General features: G+C 55.2%; 21 protein-coding genes. 5 read left to right on the top strand and 16 right to left on the bottom strand.

The window, feature by feature from the left end; translation table 11 throughout:
• Window positions 1-126 precede the first annotated feature (126 nt).
• The 10 genes from EKM04_RS21145 to pcaD form a co-directional block, all read right to left on the bottom strand.
• Window positions 127-1,401 (bottom strand): O-antigen ligase family protein, encoded by a 1,275-nt coding sequence (locus EKM04_RS21145; protein ID WP_183893301.1) that lies wholly within the window; start codon window positions 1,399-1,401, stop codon window positions 127-129.
• A gap of 7 nt (window positions 1,402-1,408) precedes the next feature.
• Window positions 1,409-2,605: a polysaccharide biosynthesis/export family protein gene (locus EKM04_RS21140; RefSeq protein ID WP_234910858.1), complete on the bottom strand. Its 1,197-nt coding sequence runs from the start codon at window positions 2,603-2,605 to the stop codon at window positions 1,409-1,411.
• 201 nt (window positions 2,606-2,806) lie between these two features.
• Entirely contained in the window at window positions 2,807-3,487 is a 681-nt protein-coding gene (locus EKM04_RS21135; RefSeq protein ID WP_174155127.1) for a sugar transferase, read from the bottom strand.
• Between the two features lie 874 nt (window positions 3,488-4,361).
• Window positions 4,362-4,922, bottom strand: a complete 561-nt coding sequence (locus tag EKM04_RS21130; protein WP_174155129.1) for a type 1 glutamine amidotransferase domain-containing protein — start codon at window positions 4,920-4,922, stop codon at window positions 4,362-4,364.
• 38 nt (window positions 4,923-4,960) lie between these two features.
• Window positions 4,961-5,182, bottom strand: coding sequence for a hypothetical protein (locus EKM04_RS21125; RefSeq protein ID WP_183893297.1), 222 nt, complete (start codon window positions 5,180-5,182; stop codon window positions 4,961-4,963).
• A gap of 199 nt (window positions 5,183-5,381) precedes the next feature.
• Entirely contained in the window at window positions 5,382-6,434 is a 1,053-nt protein-coding gene (locus EKM04_RS21120) for a 3-carboxy-cis,cis-muconate cycloisomerase (protein WP_183893295.1), read from the bottom strand.
• A 7-nt stretch (window positions 6,435-6,441) separates the two neighbouring features.
• Window positions 6,442-7,062: a protocatechuate 3,4-dioxygenase subunit alpha gene (pcaG, locus tag EKM04_RS21115; RefSeq protein WP_174155132.1), complete on the bottom strand. Its 621-nt coding sequence runs from the start codon at window positions 7,060-7,062 to the stop codon at window positions 6,442-6,444.
• Between the two features lies 1 nt (window position 7,063).
• Window positions 7,064-7,804, bottom strand: a complete 741-nt coding sequence (gene pcaH / locus EKM04_RS21110) for a protocatechuate 3,4-dioxygenase subunit beta (protein WP_174155134.1) — start codon at window positions 7,802-7,804, stop codon at window positions 7,064-7,066.
• Window positions 7,801-8,217 (bottom strand): 4-carboxymuconolactone decarboxylase, encoded by a 417-nt coding sequence (pcaC, locus tag EKM04_RS21105; RefSeq protein WP_174155136.1) that lies wholly within the window; start codon window positions 8,215-8,217, stop codon window positions 7,801-7,803. The genes pcaH and pcaC overlap by 4 nt, the downstream gene beginning before the upstream one ends.
• A 3-nt stretch (window positions 8,218-8,220) precedes the next feature.
• Window positions 8,221-9,018 carry a 3-oxoadipate enol-lactonase gene (gene pcaD, locus EKM04_RS21100; protein ID WP_183893293.1) on the bottom strand — a complete coding sequence of 266 codons (798 nt, stop codon included), beginning with the start codon at window positions 9,016-9,018 and terminating at the stop codon, window positions 8,221-8,223.
• 92 nt (window positions 9,019-9,110) lie between these two features.
• On the opposite strand from pcaD, the gene pcaQ reads away from it, so the two are divergent.
• Window positions 9,111-10,043, top strand: coding sequence for a pca operon transcription factor PcaQ (gene pcaQ / locus EKM04_RS21095; RefSeq protein ID WP_174155140.1), 933 nt, complete (start codon window positions 9,111-9,113; stop codon window positions 10,041-10,043).
• Here pcaQ and pobA read toward each other — a convergent pair.
• Entirely contained in the window at window positions 10,037-11,209 is a 1,173-nt protein-coding gene (pobA, locus tag EKM04_RS21090) for a 4-hydroxybenzoate 3-monooxygenase (RefSeq protein WP_183893291.1), read from the bottom strand. The two genes, pcaQ and pobA, sit on opposite strands and share 7 nt — an antisense overlap.
• 116 nt (window positions 11,210-11,325) lie before the next feature.
• On the opposite strand from pobA, the gene EKM04_RS21085 reads away from it, so the two are divergent.
• Window positions 11,326-12,243 carry a helix-turn-helix domain-containing protein gene (locus EKM04_RS21085; RefSeq protein WP_183893289.1) on the top strand — a complete coding sequence of 306 codons (918 nt, stop codon included), beginning with the start codon at window positions 11,326-11,328 and terminating at the stop codon, window positions 12,241-12,243.
• Here EKM04_RS21085 and EKM04_RS21080 read toward each other — a convergent pair.
• A complete protein-coding gene (locus EKM04_RS21080) occupies window positions 12,213-12,974 on the bottom strand; it encodes an IclR family transcriptional regulator domain-containing protein (protein WP_183893287.1) in 762 nt (253 codons plus the stop codon). The genes EKM04_RS21085 and EKM04_RS21080 overlap by 31 nt on opposite strands.
• A 117-nt stretch (window positions 12,975-13,091) precedes the next feature.
• On the opposite strand from EKM04_RS21080, the gene EKM04_RS21075 reads away from it, so the two are divergent.
• From EKM04_RS21075 to pcaF, 3 genes are read left to right on the top strand one after another with little or no spacing between them, the layout of a single operon-like run.
• Window positions 13,092-13,799 (top strand): 3-oxoacid CoA-transferase subunit A, encoded by a 708-nt coding sequence (locus EKM04_RS21075; RefSeq protein ID WP_183893285.1) that lies wholly within the window; start codon window positions 13,092-13,094, stop codon window positions 13,797-13,799.
• The gene (locus tag EKM04_RS21070; protein ID WP_174155150.1) at window positions 13,796-14,500 is read left to right on the top strand and encodes a CoA transferase subunit B; all 705 of its coding nucleotides are present in this window, start codon (window positions 13,796-13,798) and stop codon (window positions 14,498-14,500) included. Before EKM04_RS21075 ends, EKM04_RS21070 begins: the two co-directional genes overlap by 4 nt.
• An 8-nt stretch (window positions 14,501-14,508) precedes the next feature.
• Entirely contained in the window at window positions 14,509-15,714 is a 1,206-nt protein-coding gene (gene pcaF, locus EKM04_RS21065; protein ID WP_183893283.1) for a 3-oxoadipyl-CoA thiolase, read from the top strand.
• 47 nt (window positions 15,715-15,761) lie between these two features.
• Here pcaF and EKM04_RS21060 read toward each other — a convergent pair whose 3' ends face one another.
• The 4 genes from EKM04_RS21060 to EKM04_RS21045 form a co-directional block, all read right to left on the bottom strand.
• Window positions 15,762-16,667: an amino acid ABC transporter substrate-binding protein gene (locus EKM04_RS21060; RefSeq protein ID WP_210290002.1), complete on the bottom strand. Its 906-nt coding sequence runs from the start codon at window positions 16,665-16,667 to the stop codon at window positions 15,762-15,764.
• Window positions 16,664-17,566: an amino acid ABC transporter substrate-binding protein gene (locus EKM04_RS21055; RefSeq protein ID WP_234910837.1), complete on the bottom strand. Its 903-nt coding sequence runs from the start codon at window positions 17,564-17,566 to the stop codon at window positions 16,664-16,666. Before EKM04_RS21055 ends, EKM04_RS21060 begins: the two co-directional genes overlap by 4 nt.
• Window positions 17,567-17,608: 42 nt before the next feature.
• A complete protein-coding gene (locus tag EKM04_RS21050; protein WP_183893279.1) occupies window positions 17,609-19,861 on the bottom strand; it encodes a bifunctional diguanylate cyclase/phosphodiesterase in 2,253 nt (750 codons plus the stop codon).
• 225 nt (window positions 19,862-20,086) lie between these two features.
• A complete protein-coding gene (locus EKM04_RS21045) occupies window positions 20,087-21,211 on the bottom strand; it encodes a citrate synthase/methylcitrate synthase (RefSeq protein WP_234910836.1) in 1,125 nt (374 codons plus the stop codon).
• Window positions 21,212-21,255: the final 44 nt, after the last annotated feature.

Raw genomic sequence — 21,255 nt, 5'->3', positions numbered from 1 at the left:
CAAGAGCATTTTACGCTTAAGGACTACTTGTTCACTTTTTGTTCCTATTTCAGAAAAGAGTCAAGAAGACTCTTTTCTGATGTGTGGACAGGCAGGAAGTGGAGATCACCACTCTTTTAGAAACCCCTAGCGCCCGGCGATGGGGCGCATGGCAACGCGGGAAAGAACGCCGTCACTCGGTGCCACCACCCGTTGCGGCAATGTCAGCTTTCCAGCCGCATAATACAGCAGGAACGAGCCGATCTGGTAGGCAAAGATGATGTCGATCTCCACGAAGGATCGAACGACGAAAAGCGCACACAGGGCAAACAGGATGAGGCCCTGCGGGTCGTTCCTTTTTACCAGTATGGAGCGCAAGTGCGCAAACAGCGTGCCATAAAGCACGATAACGAGCAGTGCCAACCCAACAAAGCCGTTTTCGACAACCGTCTCGATATAGGTGTTATGGAAGTGAAAGCCGCTGCGCGAGGTGATGAAGAAGTCATCCCAAAGACGTTCCGCGTCATAGAAACCAACGACCCAGAAACCCTGATAGCCGACGCCGAAAATGGGGGTCGCCTTTGCGGCTTCGATGCCCTGTTGCCATAAATAAGTGCGCCCTGTGAGCGTCGAATCCTTACCGAAAATGCCGAGGATAGCATCGAGCAGACCAAATTGTAGTGACGCGACAACCAGCAGGCCACCGGCACCGACGAGCGCCAGAAAGATCATCTTGCGATTACCCGGATTGAGCATTCCCATGGGCAGAAAGCCAATGATGAGTGCCACAACGGCGGCCGTGGTGATGACGGACGTGGCTGACTGCGAGGCCAAGAGGCAGTAGGCGGACACAAGCCCGGTTATGCCGGCGATGCCAAGCCATAGGATATCCCGTTGGCGCAGAACCAGCACAGAACCAGCAGCAAAGATAACGCCAAGAGATGCATAGAAACCAAGTTGGTTTTTTGAAGAGAAGGCCCCGACAAAGCTGAACGTGCCATCCAGAGCATCGAAAAGATAAATGCCGAACAGCATGGAATACAAGAGAACGACGATAATACCGATCATCGCACCACGCGTCAGCGTCGTGATCGATATGACACGCATGGCAATCAGCGCGCAAACGATATGCGTCATATATTGAATGGAGGCGCGCATGGTCGTGGACATGGCCTCCGACCAGAAACTGGACAGAACCGTCAGAATACCGAAACCGAAAATCCACAGGTAGCGCGTATAGTTGCCCAGAACGCGGCGGTAATCCACCAGAACGAGTGGAAGCCACAGGGCGTAATAGGCAAGGACTGACACCATGCCGAACTTGGAGGAATAGGCAAAGATGAAGAATGACAGCGCAACCGCTGCCATTCCATAAACACTATTCTTGTCCGGGTCGATCAGGGCCGATTTGGCAATCCGCATGATGACCTCACTGCATCAGAACGTCTGATGACACCTTTATCACATCGCCAGGCTGAATGGTCGTGGTTTCGTCAGCCTTGATTTCCTTGGGCTTACCGTTTTCTTCGCGAACGATGACATAAGTGATCGTCGCAGACTTGCCCGTGGGATCGAACCGAATGGCTTCTGCCGACTGTGCGAGCGCTTCGGACATCAACTCGCGGCTCGTGCCGAGCTGCAGGTTGAGCTTTTGCAATTCTGCCTCGGTATCCTGAAGCTCCTTGGAACGCTGGGCGACCCAATCGTTGCGCAGGTTGATTTCATCCTGCACGGCCTTGTTGATATCCTGCTTGGCGCGGAGCGATGAGGTATCGATATCGAGAAGAGTCGATTCCACCTCGGCGGCGCGTTCTTCGGCGGAAATACGCCGCTGGGCAAGTGCCAGCCCCTGCTCGTTCAGGCGGTTTACCTTCTCCTTGTCCTCATTGGCCAATTGCAACTGACGATTCTGAGTCTCGGATTTCTTTTGAAGGGACTCGACTTCCGTTTCCAGAAGCTGCCTGAGATCGGTCAGAGCCTTCAATTGAAGCGTATATCGTTCACTGCGCGATTTCATCAGGGCATTTTCGCTCTCTAGGAGAGCATCGATGTTCAGGATTTTTTCAAGCACAGGCGTCTTGGTTATTTCCTTGTCGCCCCTCACTTCTGCCTGAAGCCGGGCCTGTCTTGCCAGAAGGCGGCCGCGCTGGTCGTCATAAACCGCAGCATCGCCACGAGCGTTGATGAAGTCACGTGCAAAACGCTGACCAGCATCGGAGCGACGCAAACCGCCGGAAAGACTGACGGCCTTCAGGACTGTCAGATTGGGGGCATAGGGATATTCGCCGGGTGTCTGCACATCACCGGCCAAAAAGACGGGACGGAACTGGGATACTTCGACGGAAGCGGATGGCAGGTTGCGCAAGGCAAACTTGCTTTGCAACTGAGCACCGATTTCCTCGCCCACTTGACCTGTGGTTTTACCGGATACATCCAACTGACCAATGAATGGCAGAGACAGCGAGCCAGATGCGCCAACGGCATAATCACCGTTGATGACGTCCCAATTGCGGATCGTTCCATCGGCGGGTTGCCACTCTGCGACGCGGATTCGTAGCTTGTCGGCCGTCCCGAGACGGTACTGGTTGTCCTGAGCAAAAGCGTGGGGAGGAGTTAATGCCAGCATCGTTGCGGCTACGAGAAACGCAGGAACCTTGCGCCATGCAATATTCCAGGAAAATCCGGTGGCACTGCCAACCATATTACACTCCATGTTTACAACTGCACACCGCAGTCGGAATACGACCAGCCTGAAGGCTGGTCGTATATGCCACACATCAGTGGCCGCAATAAGTTTTGGTGCAAAACGTCGGAAGTCGAATTTGGTTCAATAGCTGCCGCGTGACATGCACACTGCGGGAATTGTCTTCGCGATGATGAAAACATCCTGCATCATCGACCAGTTGCGCACATACTGCGTGTCATAATCGACGCGTTCCTTGTAGGAAACATCGTTGCGACCGCTGATCTGCCAAAGCCCGGTCAGGCCTGGGCGGGTGCTGAGGTAATAGGAGGCTGCGTTCTCGTAGTAGTTCAGCTCTTCATCGACAACAGGGCGCGGGCCGACCACGCTCATTTCACCACGGATGATGTTGATCAACTGTGGCAACTCGTCAAGGCTCAGCTTCCGCAGCACGCTTCCGATCGCAGTGACGCGAGGATCGTTCTTGAGCTTGCGTGTGGTCTTCCATTCTTCTTCAGCGTCAGGGTTTGCGGCAAGATACTGCCGCAGGACCTCGTCACCGTTCATGACCATGGTACGGAACTTCAGGCAATGAAAGCTGCGTCCGTTATGGCCAACACGACGGTGCCCGTAAAATGCGGGACCCCGGTCTGAAAACTTCACCAAAGCCATGATCATGAGAAAGATCGGGCTGAGGATGAGGATTGCTAGCAGTGCTGACGAAACGTCAAAGCTGCGTTTAGCGATTCCTCCGATCGGAAAGCTCACATCAGATTCTGTTGAGCTACTAAGCGGCGAAACAGCCGATCTTGTCGCGGACTTCATAGAGAGGACTCCATTTATGTTTTGCGATGGTCGGTACCCGTTGGGCGCGTCAATTCGTAACTGATCATTCAGCAATGCTGTGACGAGAATTTGGTGGATTTGAATTTTTTATGAGGCATGCCGCCTTAGTCTTCTTGGAATGTATCTGCAGAAATCCTCACACATGAAGATTTTAAAGAGCGCATTATATGGTTCAAAGAAGAAAAGGACCTCTCTGCGCGAGGGATAGATTTTTCCAGTGTTACGTCATGTATTAATCACTTAACGTCACTGGAGATCTTCTTATAGCTTTCTCTGGGAAAAGCGGCCTTTGAAGTCACGCACAGAGAAAACCAAGAAAAAACGTGAAGAAGAAGCCGTTGTGCACCGCAATAAAATTGCGGCGACGCACACTCAAAAAGACAACAAATGTCTCGATTTTTATGAAGAAAAATTAATCTTGGCTAGGAAATAACGCCTTTACACTGCGAAAATGGACGCAATCATGACGTAAATAAGGCGTAAATGTGTCAATACGGATTTGCATAGCTATCAAATATGGTCAGCGAGTTCTGATAGCCGCCATTCAATCGTTTCAACTCTGAAATTGCAGTGATTCTGACCGTATGATGTGATGCTGCTGAAAACTGAGGTCTTGCAAAAATGAAGGCTCGGTTCTGCAAACTGCACATTAATCCGGCGACATTTTTGATCGGTGTGTCCGTATCGGCCCATTCTGACCAAGAGACGTGCTCGACAGACCTGCAGATAGCAATCGCTGACCCTCAATAAGAGCAAATGCTGGCCATATCCAGCACATCAAGCGTTTTTGTTCAGCATACAAAAAAAGGGCCGCCATTTTCATGGCGGCCCCCATTCTAGTGTGACGTCAATATTAAGCAGCGCGTCGTTCGTGACGGCCCTCTTCGATTTCTTCGACAATCTTGGCAACGAAGGCATCGAGGTCGTCTGGCGAACGGGATGTAACAATCCCCTTATCCGTTACGACCTCCTCGTCCTTCCAGATACCACCAGCATTCTTGATGTCTGTCTTGATGGAGCCGTAAGACGTCACCTGACGACCTCTAACGGCGTCAGCTTCAACCAGCAGCCAGGGCGCGTGGCAAATGGCGGCAACGACCTTGCCGGATTTGACGAAGTCGCGCACGACCCGCATCGCATCTTCGTTGGTTCTCAAGACGTCGGGGTTGATCTGGCCGCCTGGCAGGACGAGAGCATCGAAGTCTTCGATACGGACCGACTTGGCGAGAAGATCGACCGCGATGCTATCGCCCCAGTTCTTGTCGTCCCAGCTCTTGATCTGACCTTCTTCAATAGAAGCGATCTTCACGTCTGCGCCCTTCAGCTTGAGCTGCTCGTAGGGGACGCGCAATTCGGAGCGTTCGTAACCATCTGTTGCCAGAATCAAAATCTTTGCAGCGTTGATAGCCGTCATGGCTTTCTCCTTTGGATATGATTAGATTTTTATGAAGCTCAATCGGCTTCGTCGGAATTGACGGACGGTAGAAAGAATTCCACATCATCCCTGCGTTCCTTCTCAAGAACCGCAATGCGATCTTGCCAGAAACGCTCAGCCTCCTCAGGCTCGTTCTCATATTGACGAACAAAGGTTTTGTTGTCGTCAATCATGACCTGTCGTGTGCCACCGAGGAGCATGTATTCTTCCGCAAGCTTACGCGTTTCGGTCTTTTCCATCTGTTGCTCCTTCGGTCGGCAGTTCGAAGATGAGGAGAGCACCAAGTGGTTGGGAAGCTCGGCTGCCGTCTTGAGGTTATCGGGAAACGATAGATTCCGATGACCTGTGGCACAATCATGTGCAATTTAAACGACCGCTCTCCTGCCCGGTAAACGTGGTCCGGAGGCAATGGTTCCTAAAAAAATCTTTGCTAATGTATCAGCTGCCCAGATGTTCAATCTGCTCTATCAGACGTTCGGCCAGCAGAAGAGCACTGCCGGTCGCGACGACCATTTGTGGCAACACCAACCACTCCAGCATCCATGCAGCGCCTGAACGTTCCTGCTCATGTACCATGGACTGATGCAGGGCAGACATTTGCACCGCGTTAAAACGAGCAATCGTCACGAGTGTTTCAGCTACCACCGGATTTTGCTTATGCGGCATCGCGGAGGATCCGCCACCGCCTGCAAGGCGGATTTCGTTCCCCATTTCGGCTAATAGAGCGATGTCCTGTCCGAATTTACCCAGCGAACCAGTGATCAGAGCGATACAATGCCCAAAGTCAACGATCGAATCCCGCTGGCTGTGCCACTGTGCCGTATCGACAAGGCCCAGTCGTCTGGCAAGCTCAGCGCGGATGTCAGCGCCTTTATCACCAAACTTATCGAGGGTCCCGACAGCACCACCGAATTGAAGCGCAAAGCCACGCTTCATCATAACGGCAAGCTTTTCGTGGTGACCGACCAAAGGTTGCTGCCAACTGGTAACCCGGTCAGCAACCGTCATGGAAATCGCCGCCTGCATGCGCGTGTAGCCCATCAGCGGTTTCGACCCGTCACGCGAAGCGATATTTTGCAGGCCAGAAACACAGGATGACAGACGTGCCATGATAATTTCAGCAGCCGCTTTCAAACGCAGCATGAGGCTGGTGTCGATCACGTCCTGGCTGGTCGCCCCAAAATGCACCCTGGTCGCCGCCTGTCCACCGACAACCGAACGCAGTTGCCGCACGAAGTCCGGAACCACAACTCCGTCCTTTGCAACCCCTTCACGTAATGACGGGTAATCGATCACGATCGTATTCAGCGCGTCGGCGATCCGCACCGCGTCATCATTCGATATGACATCGCAGGCTGCTTGCGCCTTGGCCAACGCCACCTCGAATTGAAGCATCGCGGCGACATCGGCCTCGGCGCTGAACAAAGCGCTTGTTTCTTCGTCGGCGAAAAGACCGCCCAGAAAAGAATGTTCGAACGGGGACAGGCTCATTCTATTCTCAAATATCAAAAAAGACGGTTTCGCCTTCACCCTGCAGCCGGATGTCAAAACGGTATGTGTTGCCGTCTTCTTTCTTCGCAATCAGCGTCGGCAGGCGCGGTTTGTGCTCGACCCGCGCCAGCACCGGGTCGACAGCGTTGGCCGCTTCCTCCTCCGGGAAATACATACGTGTATGAAGGCCGATATTGATGCCACGTGCGACAATCCAAAACGTGATGTGTGGCGCCATCCAGCGACCGTCCCTGAACGGAACCTTGCCCGGCTTGATGGTTTCGAACACGAACTCGCCTGTATCCATATTGCCGGGAGAGCGGCCCCAACCGGAGAAATTCTGGTCAGCCGTGCCACGTGTCTCACTCGGGCTGTTGTAGAGCCCTTCGGCATCGGCCTGCCAGATTTCGATGAGCGCGTCCTTCAACGCATTTCCAGCACCATCGTAAACGGTACCGCGAATGGTGATCCGTTCGCCGTTGGCACGTTCGTTATAAAGAGCACCAGACCCTAAATCCTGCGCAAACACACCGTTGATACCGACGAAATTTGGCGTACAGCCAATGTGAACATAGGGACCCGCTGTCTGAGACGCACTTTCCTTGAAGTAGTGAAGTGGCTGAACCATGTCAGTTACCCTCCGTGCGGTTTTCAAACAGGGTCGAACGGCGCCCCCGTAGGACGATGTCGAATTTGTAGGCGCGCATATCCATGGGAATGGCCGATGTCATGTCCAATGCTGCGACAAGCTGCTCGATGGCAGCCTTGTCAGGAATGGTTTTGACGATCGGACATTGCCAGATCATCGGGTCGCCTTCGAAATACATCTGGGTGATCAAACGTTGTGAAAATCCGTGGCCGAACACGGAGAAATGGATGTGGGCCGGGCGCCAGTCGTTGACCCCATTGGGCCATGGATAGGCCCCGGGCTGGATCGTCTTGAACCAGTAGTAGCCATCCGCATCCGTGATGGTGCGGCCGACACCACCGAAATTCGGATCGACCGGGGCCAGGTAACTCTCCTTCTTGTGGAGATAACGACCACCGGCATTGGCCTGCCAGAACTCCACAAGCGCGCCTTCGATACCCTTTCCACGTTCATCAAGAACGCGGCCATGCACGAGAATGCGCGGACCGATCGGCAATTCGCCGGGCCGCGCATAATTCAAGATGAGGTCGTTATCGAGCGGATTGAGCATGCCATGCCCAAAGACGGGGCCGGTGATCTCGCTCTTGGTACCTTCCAAAGAAATGAGGGCACGCTGAGGAGACCGCAAAATGGATGTCTTGTATCCCGGCGCGTAAGCGGGAGGATGAAGACTGTGATCTCGGGCGAAAAACGGCCCGGTCTCTGGCGGCTTGTTGGTCATTTCTTTTCCTCCTGCGGCAAAGCTGTGGCTCGCATTTCCGCAAGCGTCGACTTTGCAATCTTGAAAGCATGGTTGGCGGCCGGAACACCAGCGTAAATCGCCACATGCATCAGCGCTTCGCGAATATCCTCCTCGCTCGCACCGGTATTGGCGGTCGCGCGCACATGCATCGCGACTTCTTCATCTTGGCCGAGCGCGGCCAGTAGCGCGATCGTCACCATGGAGCGCTCGCGCTTCGTCCACTGCTCGCCCGACCAGACGTTGCCCCAGGCGGATTCGGTAATCAAGCGCTGAAAAGGTTCGTCAAAAGCTGTCGATGCCGCCTGAGCACGGTCGACATGAGCGTCTCCCAAGACCTTGCGGCGTGTTACCATGCCCTGTTCGAACCTGTTGGATGTCGTGGCTTCGGCCATGTGTCAAAACTCCGGCAGGGATTTCAGAAAATGATCGACAACGGCGGCATAGGCGCCCGGTTGCTCCAGACACGGAATGTGCCCGCAATCGTCGATGATGGCAGTGCGACACCCTTGAATGAGCGAAGACAGGGTATGCACCAGATCAGGCGGCGTCGACTTATCACCGTCGCCAGCAACGCACAGTGTCGGAACGAAGATTTTTGCCGCCTGTTCAGTGTAGTCAGCATCGCGAATAGCAGCGCAAGTCGCGGCATATCCGGCCTTGTTCTGCTGCGCCAGCATGGTGCGCGCGCCCAGATACATGACGTTTTCGGGCGAGCGAAACGCAGGCGTGAACCAGCGCTCCATGACACCGTCTACCAATGGGGCTATGCCCTCGCGTTCGATATGTCCGATGCGGTCGTTCCACATCTCTGCGGTTCCGATCTTGTGCGCCGTGTTGCTGAGAACCAGTGCACGCACGAGATCAGGTCGGCGCGCATAAAGACGCTGCGCGATCAAACCGCCAACGGATAGGCCCCAAATGATGGCGTGCTTGACATCGAGATGATCGAGCAGTGCTTCGAGATCATTGACGTGATCGTCTATGGAATAGGGCGTGGCACCAACATCTGACAATCCGTGACCGCGTTTGTCGTGCAGGACGAAGGCATACCCATCGCCGAGTTCCGCCATGACGTCATCCCAGATCCGAAAGTCCGTTCCCAACGAATTGATAAACACAATGACGGGTTTTGCGGCGTCGAGAGCAACCGCCGAATAATGAAGAGCCAGCGTGCCGGACAGCAGAAATTGCATGGAAACGATCCTCCTGGAAATCACCTTGCAAGCTAAAAATGGTTAAGTAAAATGAGTTTATTGCCAATTAACATAACCGTTAGATTATATGAATGATCGATAGTCGCTTCAAATTTCGTCACATCCAGACATTCGTGGAAGTCGCTCGTCAAAAAAGCGTGGTCAAGGCGGCGACTATCCTGCATGTCAGTCAGCCTGCGGTGACCAAGACGGTTCGGGAACTGGAAGAGGTGCTCGGCGTCGTGCTGTTCGAGCGTGATGGGCGGGGCATCAAGCTCAGCCGTTACGGCGAGATTTTCTTGAAACATGCGGGCGCCGCCATGACGGCGCTGCGGCAGGCGATGGATTCGGTGTCGCAGGACGCATCCAGAAGTGGCGTGCCGGTGAGGATCGGCGCATTGCCGACCGTCTCCGTCAGTATCATGCCGAAGGTCATGGCCAGTTTTCTGAAAGAAGACACGGGTAGTACTGTCAAAATCGTAACCGGCGAAAACGCCGTTTTGCTCGAGCAATTGCGGATCGGCGATCTCGACCTGGTCGTCGGCCGATTGGCAGCGCCGGAGAAGATGACGGGTTTTTCGTTCGAACATCTCTATTCTGAAAGGGTTCGTTTCGTGGTGCGGGCAGAGCATCCCTTGCTCGTGGAAACGACGTCAATTTTCGCGCGACTGCACGAGTTTCCCGTGCTGACACCAACGCGGAATTCCGTGATCGGGCCTGTTGTCGATCAGTTTCTGCTGGCCCACGGCGTGTCGCAACTGCCAACCCGGATCGAGACCGTATCCGATGCCTTCGGTCGGGCATTTTTGCGAACAAGCGATGCCATCTGGATCATCTCCGAAGGCGTGATTGCGGCGGATGTGGCCGATGGAACGCTCGCGGTGCTGCCGCTCGACACAACTGATACCAGCGGCCCCGTCGGTCTGACCATGCGCGCCGACACGCAACCGTCACTGCCGCTTTCGCTGTTGATGCAGACGATCCGCGAGACAGCCGAGGCACTCGCTGCCTCGCCGCGTCAATAGGGCAATCCGACATAGTTTTCCGCAAGCGCCGTGGCTGCGGCCCGTGATTGCACGAGATAGTCCAATTCCGCTTCCTGTATCTTTTGGCCAAAGTCGCCGGTATCGGGAAAGCGATGCATCATCGTCGTCATCCACCAGGAAAAGCGGACGGCTTTCCACACCCTAGACAGAGCGCGGGCGGAGTAAGTGTCAAGGCCAGCTTCGGAACGGTCCTTGTAATATTCGATCAGTGCGCTGCTGAGATAATAAACATCGCTGGCCGCAAGATTGAGCCCTTTGGCACCCGTGGGTGGGACAATGTGGGCGGCATCGCCCGCCAGAAACATCCGCCCGAACCGCATGGGTTCAGCCACGAAAGAGCGAAGCGGCGCGATGGATTTTTCGAAAGACGGCCCGGTGACCATCGCTTGCGCATGCTCCGTTGGCAAGCGAAGACGGATCTCGTCCCAAAACCTGTCATCGCTCCAGCTTTCGACTTTCTCGTCAAGGGAACATTGAATATAATAGCGACTGCGCGTTTCGGACCGCATGGAACAGAGCGCGAAGCCACGCGGATGGTTGGCATAGATCAGTTCATGATTGACCGGTGGGACATCGGCAAGAATGCCGAGCCAGCCGAACGGATAAACCCGCTCGAACTCCTTGATGGCGCTTTGTGGAACGGCTTTACGGCTTGCACCGTGGAAACCATCGCAACCAGCAATGAAATCGCAGTCGATGCGCTGTGTCGAGCCGTCTTTATCGTAGGTCACATAGGGCTTATCGGTATCGAAATCGTGCGGCTGTACGTTGGCAGCATCATAGATGGTGACAAGGCCGTGGCGTTCTCTCGCATCCATCAGGTCGTGAGTAACTTCGGTCTGGCCATAGACCATGACCCGTTTTCCACCTGTCAAATCGTGGAGATCAATGCGGTGATCGCGTCCATCAAACGCCAGCGAAAAGCCATCATGCGGCAGCCCTTCCTTCTGAAGGCGAGCGGCAACACCAACGTCCTCAAGCAGACGAACGGTGCCCTCTTCCAGCACACCCGCACGAACGCGCTCCAAAATGTAATCTTTTCCGACCCGATCCACGAGGACTGTGTCGATACCGGACTTTGCCAAGAGCTGCCCCAGCAGCAAGCCCGCTGGCCCGGAGCCGATGATGACGACTTGAGTGCGCATTGTATCTCCCGAAACTGTTTCTCCCTTACGCAGATTTGCCGCTTCGGTTCCGACCTTACAATAGACTTTCAAACACAATTCTTGCACTATCCGACCATACATCTGGGGACAAAGATATGACGCGTTTCGGTGAAGACCATCTCTACGGTGAAGATCCAGCTCAGCAGGTGGATTTTCGCTTTCATTGCGAAACGCTGTATTCCCGTAGCAGCCTTCACAGGTTTGAGATCGGGCTTCACAGGCATGAGGGATTTTTGCAAATCCTCTTTGTCTCAGGCGGAGAAGGCGATGCTGTGCTGAAGGGTCAGGTTGAGGTCATCACGCCACCAGCCGTGATCGTGGTCCCGCCCGGCTTCCAGCATGGCTTCCGGTTCTCGCCCGATATCACAGGCATTATCGTCACCATCATACCGTCCGCTCTGCCTGCTGCGGTTCAAGCGCTTTGGCGTCGGTATTTCACAAACCCGACGTCAATGATGTTGGAAACTCACGGAGCGCTCGATGATGTGCGTTCATGTTGCGAAACGATTCTCCGTGAATATTCGAGTGGCGGATTGGCGTCGAATGCGCTCATCGAAAGTCAGATCGTCTCTTTAACGGTCCATCTTGCCCGCATATCGCAGCAAACATTTCGCGACGCTGGCCCGGATGACAATGGCGCACGCTTCGAGCGCTTGCTGGATTTGGTGGCCCGTCATATCCGCGAACAAAAACGCACGGCGTTTTACGCCGAGCAACTGGGCATATCACAAACACATCTCAACCGCCTTGTTAGACAACAGTCCGGCATCAGCCTTCAGCGCCTCGTTGCGCAGAAACAGATCGACATCGCCAAGCAGGAACTACTGTTTACGGTGTCAACGGTGCAGATGGTGGCGGATGGTTTGGGATTTGACGATCCAGCCTATTTCTCGCGTTTCTTTCTGCGCGAAACAGGGATGAACCCGCGCGCCTGGCGCGTGGCCGAACAGAAGAGACTGTCGATCTCGCCTCCATCGGGCGATCAAACCAACATTCTTGCCAGCTCTGCTTGAACCCTCAGAAGCGAAGGCAGATAATTCTCCACCAGTTCCGCCATCGATGCCGCCGATGCGGGTAGACCGACATTGAGCGCTGCGACTGTTTTGCCGTGAATGTTTTTCAGCGGTACCGCGACAGATCTTAGACCGACCTCAACCTCCTGATCGATCAACGCGTAGCCGCGTGTCCTCGTTACGTCGAGTTCAACCATCAACATCTCGATATCCGTGATGGTTTTTTCCGTTCTCGCCTCCAGCAAGATTGATGCGAGATGTTTTCGTCTGTCGTCCATGCTCATGGCCGCAAGAAGGACCCGCCCCATTGACGTGCAATAGGCTGGAAGACGGGAGCCCGGCATCAGCGCGATGGACATGACCCGTCGCTGAGCGGCGCGGGCGACATAGACGATATCTGTTTCATCAAGAATGGAAACGGATGTGCTCTGGCCAATCTGTTCGGAAAGTTGGTCCAGCAACGGCTGGACGATGCGCGGCAGCGGCATGGTGGCGAGGCATCCCGTACCCAGGCGCAGAACCTTGGGCGTGACCGTGAAAAACTTGCCGTCATAAGCAGCGTAACCGAGCTGCGCGAGCGTTAAAAGACAGCGTCGTGCGGTGGCCCGATCAAGGCCCGCAATCTCCGCCGCTTGAGAGATCGAGAGACGGGGTCGTTCCGCACTGAAAGCTTCGATGATGCTCAAGCCTTTGGCAAGCCCGCCCATCATGTCTCTGTCACTGGTCATCATCCACCTAACGTTTCGTGCGATAATCGAACAAATATGATATATCGCACAAAATGGTTGCGGTCGAGATGCGTTCGGATTTAGCTGTGGCCAGTTGGACAAAATCCGGGAGGTCGACCTATGGACAAGACGATTGGTAGTGCTGCCGATGCGGTGAGCGCGATTGGTGATGGCGCCGTCGTCATGATTGGCGGCTTTGGCGGTTCGGGCGCGCCCATCGAACTCATCCATGCCCTGATCGACAAGGGCCCGAAAAACCTGACGGTCATCAACAACAATGCAGGAAACGGGCGCATCGGCATTGCCGCCATGATCGATGCCGGGATGATCGCCAAGATGATCTGCTCATTTCCCCGCTCATCGGACCCACGTGCCTTTACCGACCGATATCTGGCAGGCGAGATAGAACTGGAACTGGTTCCACAGGGAACACTTGCCGAGCGCATTCGTGCAGGCGGCGCAGGCATCCCCGCTTTTTATACTCCGACCGCTTATGGGACAGAGCTTGCGCAGGGCAAGCCGATAGCCGAATTCGATGGACGCCATTATGTGCAGGAGCGATGGTTGAAGGCGGACTTTGCCATCGTCAAGGCTCAGCTGGGCGATACTCACGGCAACCTGACCTACAACAAGGCAGGCCGCAACTTCAACCCCCTGATGTGCATGGCAGCAGCAACGACAATTGCGCAGGTTTCCAGGATCGTGCCAATAGGCACCATTGATCCTGAACAGGTGGTGACACCCGGAATTTTCGTGGACGGGGTCGTCCAGATCGAACATCCGCAACAGGAAGAAGAACTTATCCGCGCAGGAGTGGCCTACGCATGACCGACGATACGCACGCTCTCAACACGTTCGAAGACATCAAGCTTTCCAATGCCCAGATCGCCTGGCGCGCGGCGCAGGACATCCAAGACGGCGCCTATGTCAATCTCGGCATTGGTTTTCCCGAAATGGTCGCTCGCTATCAGCCCCCCGGACGCGAAGCCATCTTCCACACCGAAAACGGTATTCTGAATTTCGGTGAAGCGCCTCCAGAAGGCGAAGAGGACTGGGACCTGATCAACGCCGGCAAGAAGGCCGTAACGCTCAAGCAGGGCGCTGCCTTCTTTCACCACGCCGACAGTTTCGCCATGGTGCGCGGCGGACATCTGGATGTTGCTATTCTTGGGGCCTATCAAGTGGCGCAAAATGGTGATCTGGCCAACTGGCGCGTCGGCTCCAAAGGCGTTCCGGCCGTTGGTGGCGCTATGGATCTGGTGCACGGCGCAAAGCAGGTCTTTGTCATTACCGAGCATGTCACGAAGAAGGGCGAACCAAAGCTCGTTGAAACATGCGCATTTCCGCTGACAGGCGTGGGCTGCATTACCCGCATCTACACCAGTCACGCCGTTGTCGATGTTGTCGATGGTCGGTTCGTTCTGCGAGAGAAACTGGCAGGTATGACGATTGACGATTTGCAGGCCATGACCGGCGCCAAACTCCATATTGATGGGGATGTGGCCGATCTTGCCGCGCCCGAACTGTGAGGTACGCCATGAGCGACGTTTTTATCTGTGACTATATCCGCACTCCGATCGGCCGCTTCGGGGGTGCATTGTCTTCCATACGCGCCGATGATCTGGGCGCCATTCCCTTAAAGGCGCTTGTCGAGCGCAATCCGACGATTGACTGGGAAGCGGTGGACGACGTGATATTCGGCTGCGCCAACCAGGCCGGTGAAGACAACCGTAATGTGGCCCGCATGGCATCCTTGCTCGCAGGATTGCCGGTGTCGGTCACCGGCACGACTATAAACCGTCTGTGCGGCTCTGGCATGGATGCGGTGATGACCGCTGCGCGCGCCATCAAATCGGGCGAGGCGGAGCTGATGATTGCCGGTGGCGTGGAAAGCATGAGCCGCGCGCCTTTTGTGATACCGAAAGCAGAATCTGCCTTTTCGCGAAACGCTGAAATCTACGACACGACGATTGGATGGCGTTTCGTCAATCCGGCAATGAAGTCGATGTACGGTGTCGATTCCATGCCGGAAACCGGCGACAATGTCGGCATCGACTATCATGTTTCGCGAGAGAGCCAGGATGCATTCGCGGTTCGCAGCCAGCAAAAAGCATCGCAGGCGCAGGCGAACGGACGTTTGGCAAAAGAGATCACTCCGGTCAGCATTCCCCAACGAAAGGGCGATCCTGTTATCGTTGGCAAGGATGAGCACCCCCGCGAGACAAGCCTTGAGGCTTTGGCGAAATTGAAGCCGATCAATCGCATGGAGGGTGCCACCGTCACGGCGGGTAATGCTTCAGGCGTCAATGATGGCGCGGCGGCCCTGATCATTGCCTCGGCGGCGGCGGTCAAGACATATGGCCTTACGCCCCTCGCCCGCATCAGCGGTGGAGCAACGGCTGGCGTCCCTCCTCGCGTGATGGGCATCGGTCCGGCACCGGCGTCCCAAAAACTTCTGTCACGGCTTGGCTGGACGCAAGACATGCTGGATGTCATCGAGCTGAACGAGGCGTTCGCGTCACAAGGGCTGGCAACGCTACGCCAGCTTGGCATCGCCGATGATGATCCTCGCGCTAACATCAATGGCGGCGCCATCGCACTGGGGCATCCCCTCGGCATGAGCGGCGCGCGAATAACGGGGACGGCAGCGCTCGAGCTTTCGCTGACGGGTCGAGATAAGGCGCTTGCCACGATGTGCATCGGCGTTGGCCAAGGCATAGCGATCGCCCTGGAAAAGGCGTAACAGCAAAAATCATTGCCACCATCACGCATGGAAGCGCGGTGGATGCTTTATTTTATCGGAACGGGGTTTTCGAAGGCGTCTTTCAAACGTGCGCTCATCGGCATGTTCAGATTGACGCCTGTCTCCGGCGATAGCTGCTGGAACCAGCGGGCATAGATCATCGGCATGTCCGGGCTCTTGTAAATTTCGGTCAGCGCCTGGTTGACCGCATCTGTAAACGCGTTGTCGTTCAATCGCATCATGAAACCATAGGGCTGCTCATCGCTCACCATGTCTGATGACATGCGGTACTCGGATGGCGTTGTTGATTTGGCAATCATCATGCTCAGCAAAACCTCATCCATGGAAAACGCAGACACCCTGCCGTCGGTCACCATGTCGAATGCCGACTGCAGCGATTCCACCGGCACGATCGACATGTTGAGTTTCTGCGAACGATTGACCTCGGTGATATCACTCACATTCACTGTCCCCAGGGCCACGCTGACGGACCGTCCTTTCAGGTCTGCCAAGGTCTTGAGTTCATTTTTTGCAAGCGAAACATAGCGTGTCACACCCAGGAAGTGACTGACCGCAAAACTTGCGCTTTTTCGCCTTTCGGCTGTGTTCGTGCTGGCATTGCATTCAATGTCCATGGTGCCATCATTCAGCAGCTGTATGCGATTGCTGGGCGTGCGCGGCACGAAGTCGATCTCGATTTTCGGCATTTGCAACCGCTCTCTGAGCTTTTCTGTCAGAAGCCGGCACAGATCGATAGAATAACCGACAACACGACCCTGCGCCGTTATGAGCGAGAACGGCGATGTCGCACCGTAACCAATCCTGATTTTTCCGGTTTCCTTGATCCGCTGGAGGGTGGGCATGGTGAACTCGGCCGATGCAAGACCCGCAGACAGCAGAAGGAGGATGGTGCCTTGAACAAGGCCTGTTCGAAACAAGGAACTGCATGTCATTGCAGATACTCCTTCGGGTCACGAAACGCGGACTTCAGTTCCGAAGACATTGGCAGATTGAAATTGCGACCATCAGGCGGCAGCGGTGACATGAACCATCTGTTGTAGATCTCGTCGATTTCCCCGCTGACAAAAATCGTCCGCAACGCATCGTTGACGACGGCGCGGAAAGGCTCGTCATTCTTGCGAAGCAGAATTCCGTAGGGCTCAGGCGGCCCGAAAGTCTCGGACGAGATCATATACTCCTGAGGCGCTTTGGAAAACGCGACATTGGCCGCAAGCAGCACCCCGTCCATGACGAATGCCGAAGCCCTGTTGTTTTCCACGAAGGAAAACCCTTCGATGTTCTGCTTTGCCAGCATGATCGAAATATTCAGCTTATCGGCGCGGTTTCGCTCCTGCAATTGCTCGATGTTGACCGTGCCGGTCGTTGATGCCACGGTGCGCCCGGCAAGGTCTTTGATTTCCCGCAGATTGCTGGATTTTTTCGCGACAAACCGCGTGGCGGTGATGAAGTGGGGATAAGAAAATGCCACTTGCTCGCGCCGCTCGGCATTATTGGTCGTTGCGCTGCATTCCAGATCGATTTTGCCGGTCTTGATGAGAAGAAACCGGGTTGCGGCTGTCGCCAGGACGTAATCGATGTTGATGGTGTCGAGATTGAGCGTGGCGCGGACGTGATCGGCAATGCGATTGCACAACTCCACCGTATAGCCAACCGCAGCCCCATCCGGGGTTCGATAGGCAAACGGCACCTCGTCGGAGCGATATCCGATGGTGATCGTTTTGGTACGGGCAATTTTATCCAGCGTTCCCTCCTCAGCGGCGGTGGCCGCCGGGGAACCGAATGGCGGGCACACAAGTGCTACGGAGAGAACGCTCCCAAATGCAATCTGCAAGAATTTCCTATTCACACATAAAAACTCAGGATATCGCATTCGTTACGCTCCTAGCGATGACACCTTCTGGGGATAAAAATCTTGATAAATACGCTCGATTTCCTCGATCTTGGCGGGACGCCCCAGATGGTACCCCTGCCCCAGCAAACAGCCGGCGGAGCGGACGAACTCGAGTTGGCTTTCGGTCTCGATACCTTCTGTCGTCGTTTCCAGCCCCAGAGTATGGGCGAGCTGTACCAGGCTGAGGATGACGGCGCGGCTCTCAGAGCGATCTTCGATGCCCATGATGAAGCTGCGGTCGATTTTTATCTTGGTGACGGGCAGTGTGAGCAGATAGCTGACACCACAATAACCGGTGCCAAAATCATCGAGGGCGATGCGTATGCCCAGCGCTCGGAGGCCCTCCAGCGTTTCCGTGCACTCCAAGACCGAAATCTGCACGCTCTCCGTCAATTCAAGCTCCAGCCGCGAAGCGGCAAGACCGTTGTTGAAGAGCGCCGACTTCACCGTCTTGATGAAGTTTCCATGCTGCAACTGAACGGGAGAGACATTGACCGCAATCGTACATTCAGGTGGAAGCCGTCTGGCATCGGCGCAAGCGCGCTTCAGCACCCATTCACCGATCGCCACGATCTGTCCTGTCTTTTCGGCGACGGGAATGAAATCGCCAGGTGAAACCCAGCCAAGCTTTGGATGCCGCCACCGCAACAGCGCTTCAAATCCGACAGGCTCGTTTTTCAAGACAGAGAATATCGGCTGATAATGCAGCATGAACTGGTTGTCGCGCAAAGCCGCAACAATATCATGCTGCATCACATGACCGCGGTCGCCCGACATCTCCATCCCGGGCTTGAAGAAGCGAAAAATGCCCCGACCCTCGGACTTTGATGCATAAAGTGCGATATCCGCCTTTTTAAGCAGTTCGGAAATATCGACGTCAAACGCGGTATCGGTACAAATCCCAATGCTTGTGCCGACAGATATTTCTTTGCCCAACAGGTTGAAGGGTCTGGCGACCGAGCGAATAATGGCCGATGCCAACTTGCTGGCTTCGACAACGGCATTTTTGTTGACGACCTGCATGATGGCAAATTCGTCGCCACCGAGACGAGCGGCAATATCGCCGGGACGCATCAAAAGCAGCAGGCGTTCCGCAAAAGATACCAACAGCGCATCGCCGCTTGCGTGACCCAGGCCATCATTGATCGACTTGAAGCGATCAAGATCGAGAAGCATGATGTTGAACGCGCGAGCCTCACCGTCCGGCGAGCCCTTCATCTCTTCTATTTTTCTGCTGAACAAGGCCCGGTTCGGAAGTCCGGTCAGCGCATCGTGGTGCGCAAGATGCTCCATATGTTTTGCAACATCACGCACCTGCCGCAGATGTTCGCGTTCAACAACCGCCTCGCGCAGCGTCTCGATGGCGACTGCAAATCGACCGATCTCGTCGGGACGATCCTGAAAAGGCGTGACAATGCGCGTGTCGTCCTGGGCGATGCGGCTCAGCGCACTGACCAGCGACGGCACTGGCTTGAACACTTTGCGCATGGCGAGAGTGACCGTGACACCGGTGAGCAGCAGGATGGTCAAGAGCAGCAGAATGGAGTTGCGGAACAACCGGGTCTGGCTTTCCTGAAGGATGGATGCCTCACCAATCGTCGTGACCACGGCACCCTGAAGATTCCCTTTGGGTGTCACCACAGGCACATAGGCGATAAAATGTCTGGCCGTGCCAATCTGGGCAAATCCGGTGAAGAACTGACCCGGCGGCGCATCACCCGGCAAAACGAGTGCGGTTCCACGGCTGGAGCCCAGCGCCTCGGCTGAGCTGGAGAAAGCCTGTCCGTCGGAGGAGATCTGGAACAGCCAGATGTTGCCTTTCGTCTGCGATGCCGCAAGGTTCAGAACGTCACTTGGATTAAAGCCCGTGTCCAGAATAGACGCATCGTCGCCCAGGGGTCGTTCACTGATGATTTTGGTGATCTGCCCGTCATGGGCACTATCGACTGCGACGAAAGTGTAGATAGAGCGGATCGCGGACGTTGTTATCTGCGCGTTCAACTCCGCCTGACGGCGCCATTGTTCCTGCGAATCCCGCTCGAGCATGATCCAACCAATGGTCGCACCGACGACATAAGCGAGCACCACGCTCGACACGAAAAAGACGGTAATCTTCCAGAAAAGTGAATGATACCAGACGAGCCGAGCCTGGCGTCCGGGCACATCGCCAGCCTCCTGTTCGGCATTGTTGTTGTAAACGACCATTGCGGCCTGAACCTTTTTCCCCGAGTCCATGGACAATATTGGAATAAACTTTAATCATGGACTTAACGAATGGGCGCAGACTGCTATTTCTCACAACCATTCCGAGATATGGACAACAAAGTCTAAAAAAACGGACGCGTTTTTACGCACTGCCAACGGGCAGTGCGGACAACAGCCCGTAACCGGACCCAGCCACGCCTATAGCGGGAAACCTATCAGGGTGCAGAATTGGCGTGTTTGATGTTCGCTGGAAGGTTACTGTCCTTGGGGCATCGGGCCGACATATTGCGACTGCGGACGGATCAGTTTCCCCACCTGATCCTGCTCCAGAACATGCGCCGTCCATCCCGCCATGCGCCCGGCGGCGAACACATTGGTGAAACTTTCGCGCGGGAAGCCAACGGCTTCCAGAACCAGCGCCGTGTAAAATTCGACATTGGTTTCCAAAGGACGTAGCGGCTTCTTTTCTGCCAGCAGCGACAGTGCCTCCCTTTCAACGGCTTGGGCGAAGTTGATACGAGGGCTATCACGCTGCAATGTGCCAACCGCCTTCTTGAGCACATCTGCCCTGGGATCGCGAACCCGGTAGATGCGGTGGCCAAAACCCATCACCCTTTCGCCGCGAGCCAGTGTATTGGCCAGCCAGGTGTGAATATTGCGCTCATGCCCGATGGCATCCAGCATATCGAGAACCGGACCCGGTGCACCCCCGTGGAGAGGACCTTTCAGGGCACAGAGAGCCCCGATGACGGACGAAAACATGCCGGCCTTTGTCGATGCTATGACCCGGGCGGTGAAGGTAGAGGCGTTGAGCCCGTGGTCGGACACCGACACCAGATAGGTGTCGAGCGCCTTGACCTTATCAGGGGACGCCTCCTCTCCATGCAGCATCTGTAGAAAATTGGCGGCGTGGCCCAAACCTTCTACGGGCGCAACCGGTGCGAGGCCAGCATCTCGGCGCGCGATGGCGGCAGCGAATACGGGAACGGCGGCAACAGCCATGATATGGTGGGCTTCAGGCTCTGCGTCCGAAAGAGATGATAAAAAAAGACGCAACGTCTCGACGTGCGAAAGCGTCTTTGTTGCCATCAGAAGCGGCTCAACCAGAGCAAATGCACGAATTCGGGCCCGCGAAAGCGCCTCGCTTATGTGTGCAACATCTTGATAAACGGGCGTCAGGTCTTTCCAAAGCAAGGCAAGAACTGCCTCAAAGCTCCAGCTGGAAAGACTGTCGAGATCATACCCGCGCACGACGAGACGACCTGCCGCGCCATCGATGTGACTGAGAACGGTTTGCGCTGCGACGATATTCTCCAGACCGGGACTCACAGCTTGCGAGACCGATGCCATTGTGGACGCGTTTTTTGACTGAGTGCTCATGATAATCCTCACGGGTTGACTTCCCCAAGGATGATGCTTCTATC

The sequence above is a fragment of the Rhizobium skierniewicense Ch11 genome, from assembly GCF_023757665.1.
Classification (GTDB): Bacteria; Pseudomonadota; Alphaproteobacteria; order Rhizobiales; family Rhizobiaceae; genus Agrobacterium; species Agrobacterium skierniewicense.
This window is presented reverse-complemented; position numbering and strand designations above follow the sequence as displayed.

What these genes read in the sequence shown, in the direction of transcription:
- EKM04_RS21145 (WP_183893301.1), bottom strand. Translation starts at nt 1,401, where the DNA reads ATGCGGATTGCCAAATCGGCCCTGATCGACCCGGACAAGAATAGTGTT.
- EKM04_RS21140 (WP_234910858.1), bottom strand. Translation starts at nt 2,605, where the DNA reads ATGCTGGCATTAACTCCTCCCCACGCTTTTGCTCAGGACAACCAGTAC.
- EKM04_RS21135 (WP_174155127.1), bottom strand. Translation starts at nt 3,487, where the DNA reads ATGAAGTCCGCGACAAGATCGGCTGTTTCGCCGCTTAGTAGCTCAACA.
- EKM04_RS21130 (WP_174155129.1), bottom strand. Translation starts at nt 4,922, where the DNA reads ATGACGGCTATCAACGCTGCAAAGATTTTGATTCTGGCAACAGATGGT.
- EKM04_RS21125 (WP_183893297.1), bottom strand. Translation starts at nt 5,182, where the DNA reads ATGGAAAAGACCGAAACGCGTAAGCTTGCGGAAGAATACATGCTCCTC.
- EKM04_RS21120 (WP_183893295.1), bottom strand. Translation starts at nt 6,434, where the DNA reads ATGAGCCTGTCCCCGTTCGAACATTCTTTTCTGGGCGGTCTTTTCGCC.
- pcaG (WP_174155132.1), bottom strand. Translation starts at nt 7,062, where the DNA reads ATGGTTCAGCCACTTCACTACTTCAAGGAAAGTGCGTCTCAGACAGCG.
- pcaH (WP_174155134.1), bottom strand. Translation starts at nt 7,804, where the DNA reads ATGACCAACAAGCCGCCAGAGACCGGGCCGTTTTTCGCCCGAGATCAC.
- pcaC (WP_174155136.1), bottom strand. Translation starts at nt 8,217, where the DNA reads ATGGCCGAAGCCACGACATCCAACAGGTTCGAACAGGGCATGGTAACA.
- pcaD (WP_183893293.1), bottom strand. Translation starts at nt 9,018, where the DNA reads ATGCAATTTCTGCTGTCCGGCACGCTGGCTCTTCATTATTCGGCGGTT.
- pcaQ (WP_174155140.1), top strand. Translation starts at nt 9,111, where the DNA reads ATGATCGATAGTCGCTTCAAATTTCGTCACATCCAGACATTCGTGGAA.
- pobA (WP_183893291.1), bottom strand. Translation starts at nt 11,209, where the DNA reads ATGCGCACTCAAGTCGTCATCATCGGCTCCGGGCCAGCGGGCTTGCTG.
- EKM04_RS21085 (WP_183893289.1), top strand. Translation starts at nt 11,326, where the DNA reads ATGACGCGTTTCGGTGAAGACCATCTCTACGGTGAAGATCCAGCTCAG.
- EKM04_RS21080 (WP_183893287.1), bottom strand. Translation starts at nt 12,974, where the DNA reads ATGATGACCAGTGACAGAGACATGATGGGCGGGCTTGCCAAAGGCTTG.
- EKM04_RS21075 (WP_183893285.1), top strand. Translation starts at nt 13,092, where the DNA reads ATGGACAAGACGATTGGTAGTGCTGCCGATGCGGTGAGCGCGATTGGT.
- EKM04_RS21070 (WP_174155150.1), top strand. Translation starts at nt 13,796, where the DNA reads ATGACCGACGATACGCACGCTCTCAACACGTTCGAAGACATCAAGCTT.
- pcaF (WP_183893283.1), top strand. Translation starts at nt 14,509, where the DNA reads ATGAGCGACGTTTTTATCTGTGACTATATCCGCACTCCGATCGGCCGC.
- EKM04_RS21060 (WP_210290002.1), bottom strand. Translation starts at nt 16,667, where the DNA reads ATGACATGCAGTTCCTTGTTTCGAACAGGCCTTGTTCAAGGCACCATC.
- EKM04_RS21050 (WP_183893279.1), bottom strand. Translation starts at nt 19,861, where the DNA reads ATGGACTCGGGGAAAAAGGTTCAGGCCGCAATGGTCGTTTACAACAAC.
- EKM04_RS21045 (WP_234910836.1), bottom strand. Translation starts at nt 21,211, where the DNA reads ATGAGCACTCAGTCAAAAAACGCGTCCACAATGGCATCGGTCTCGCAA.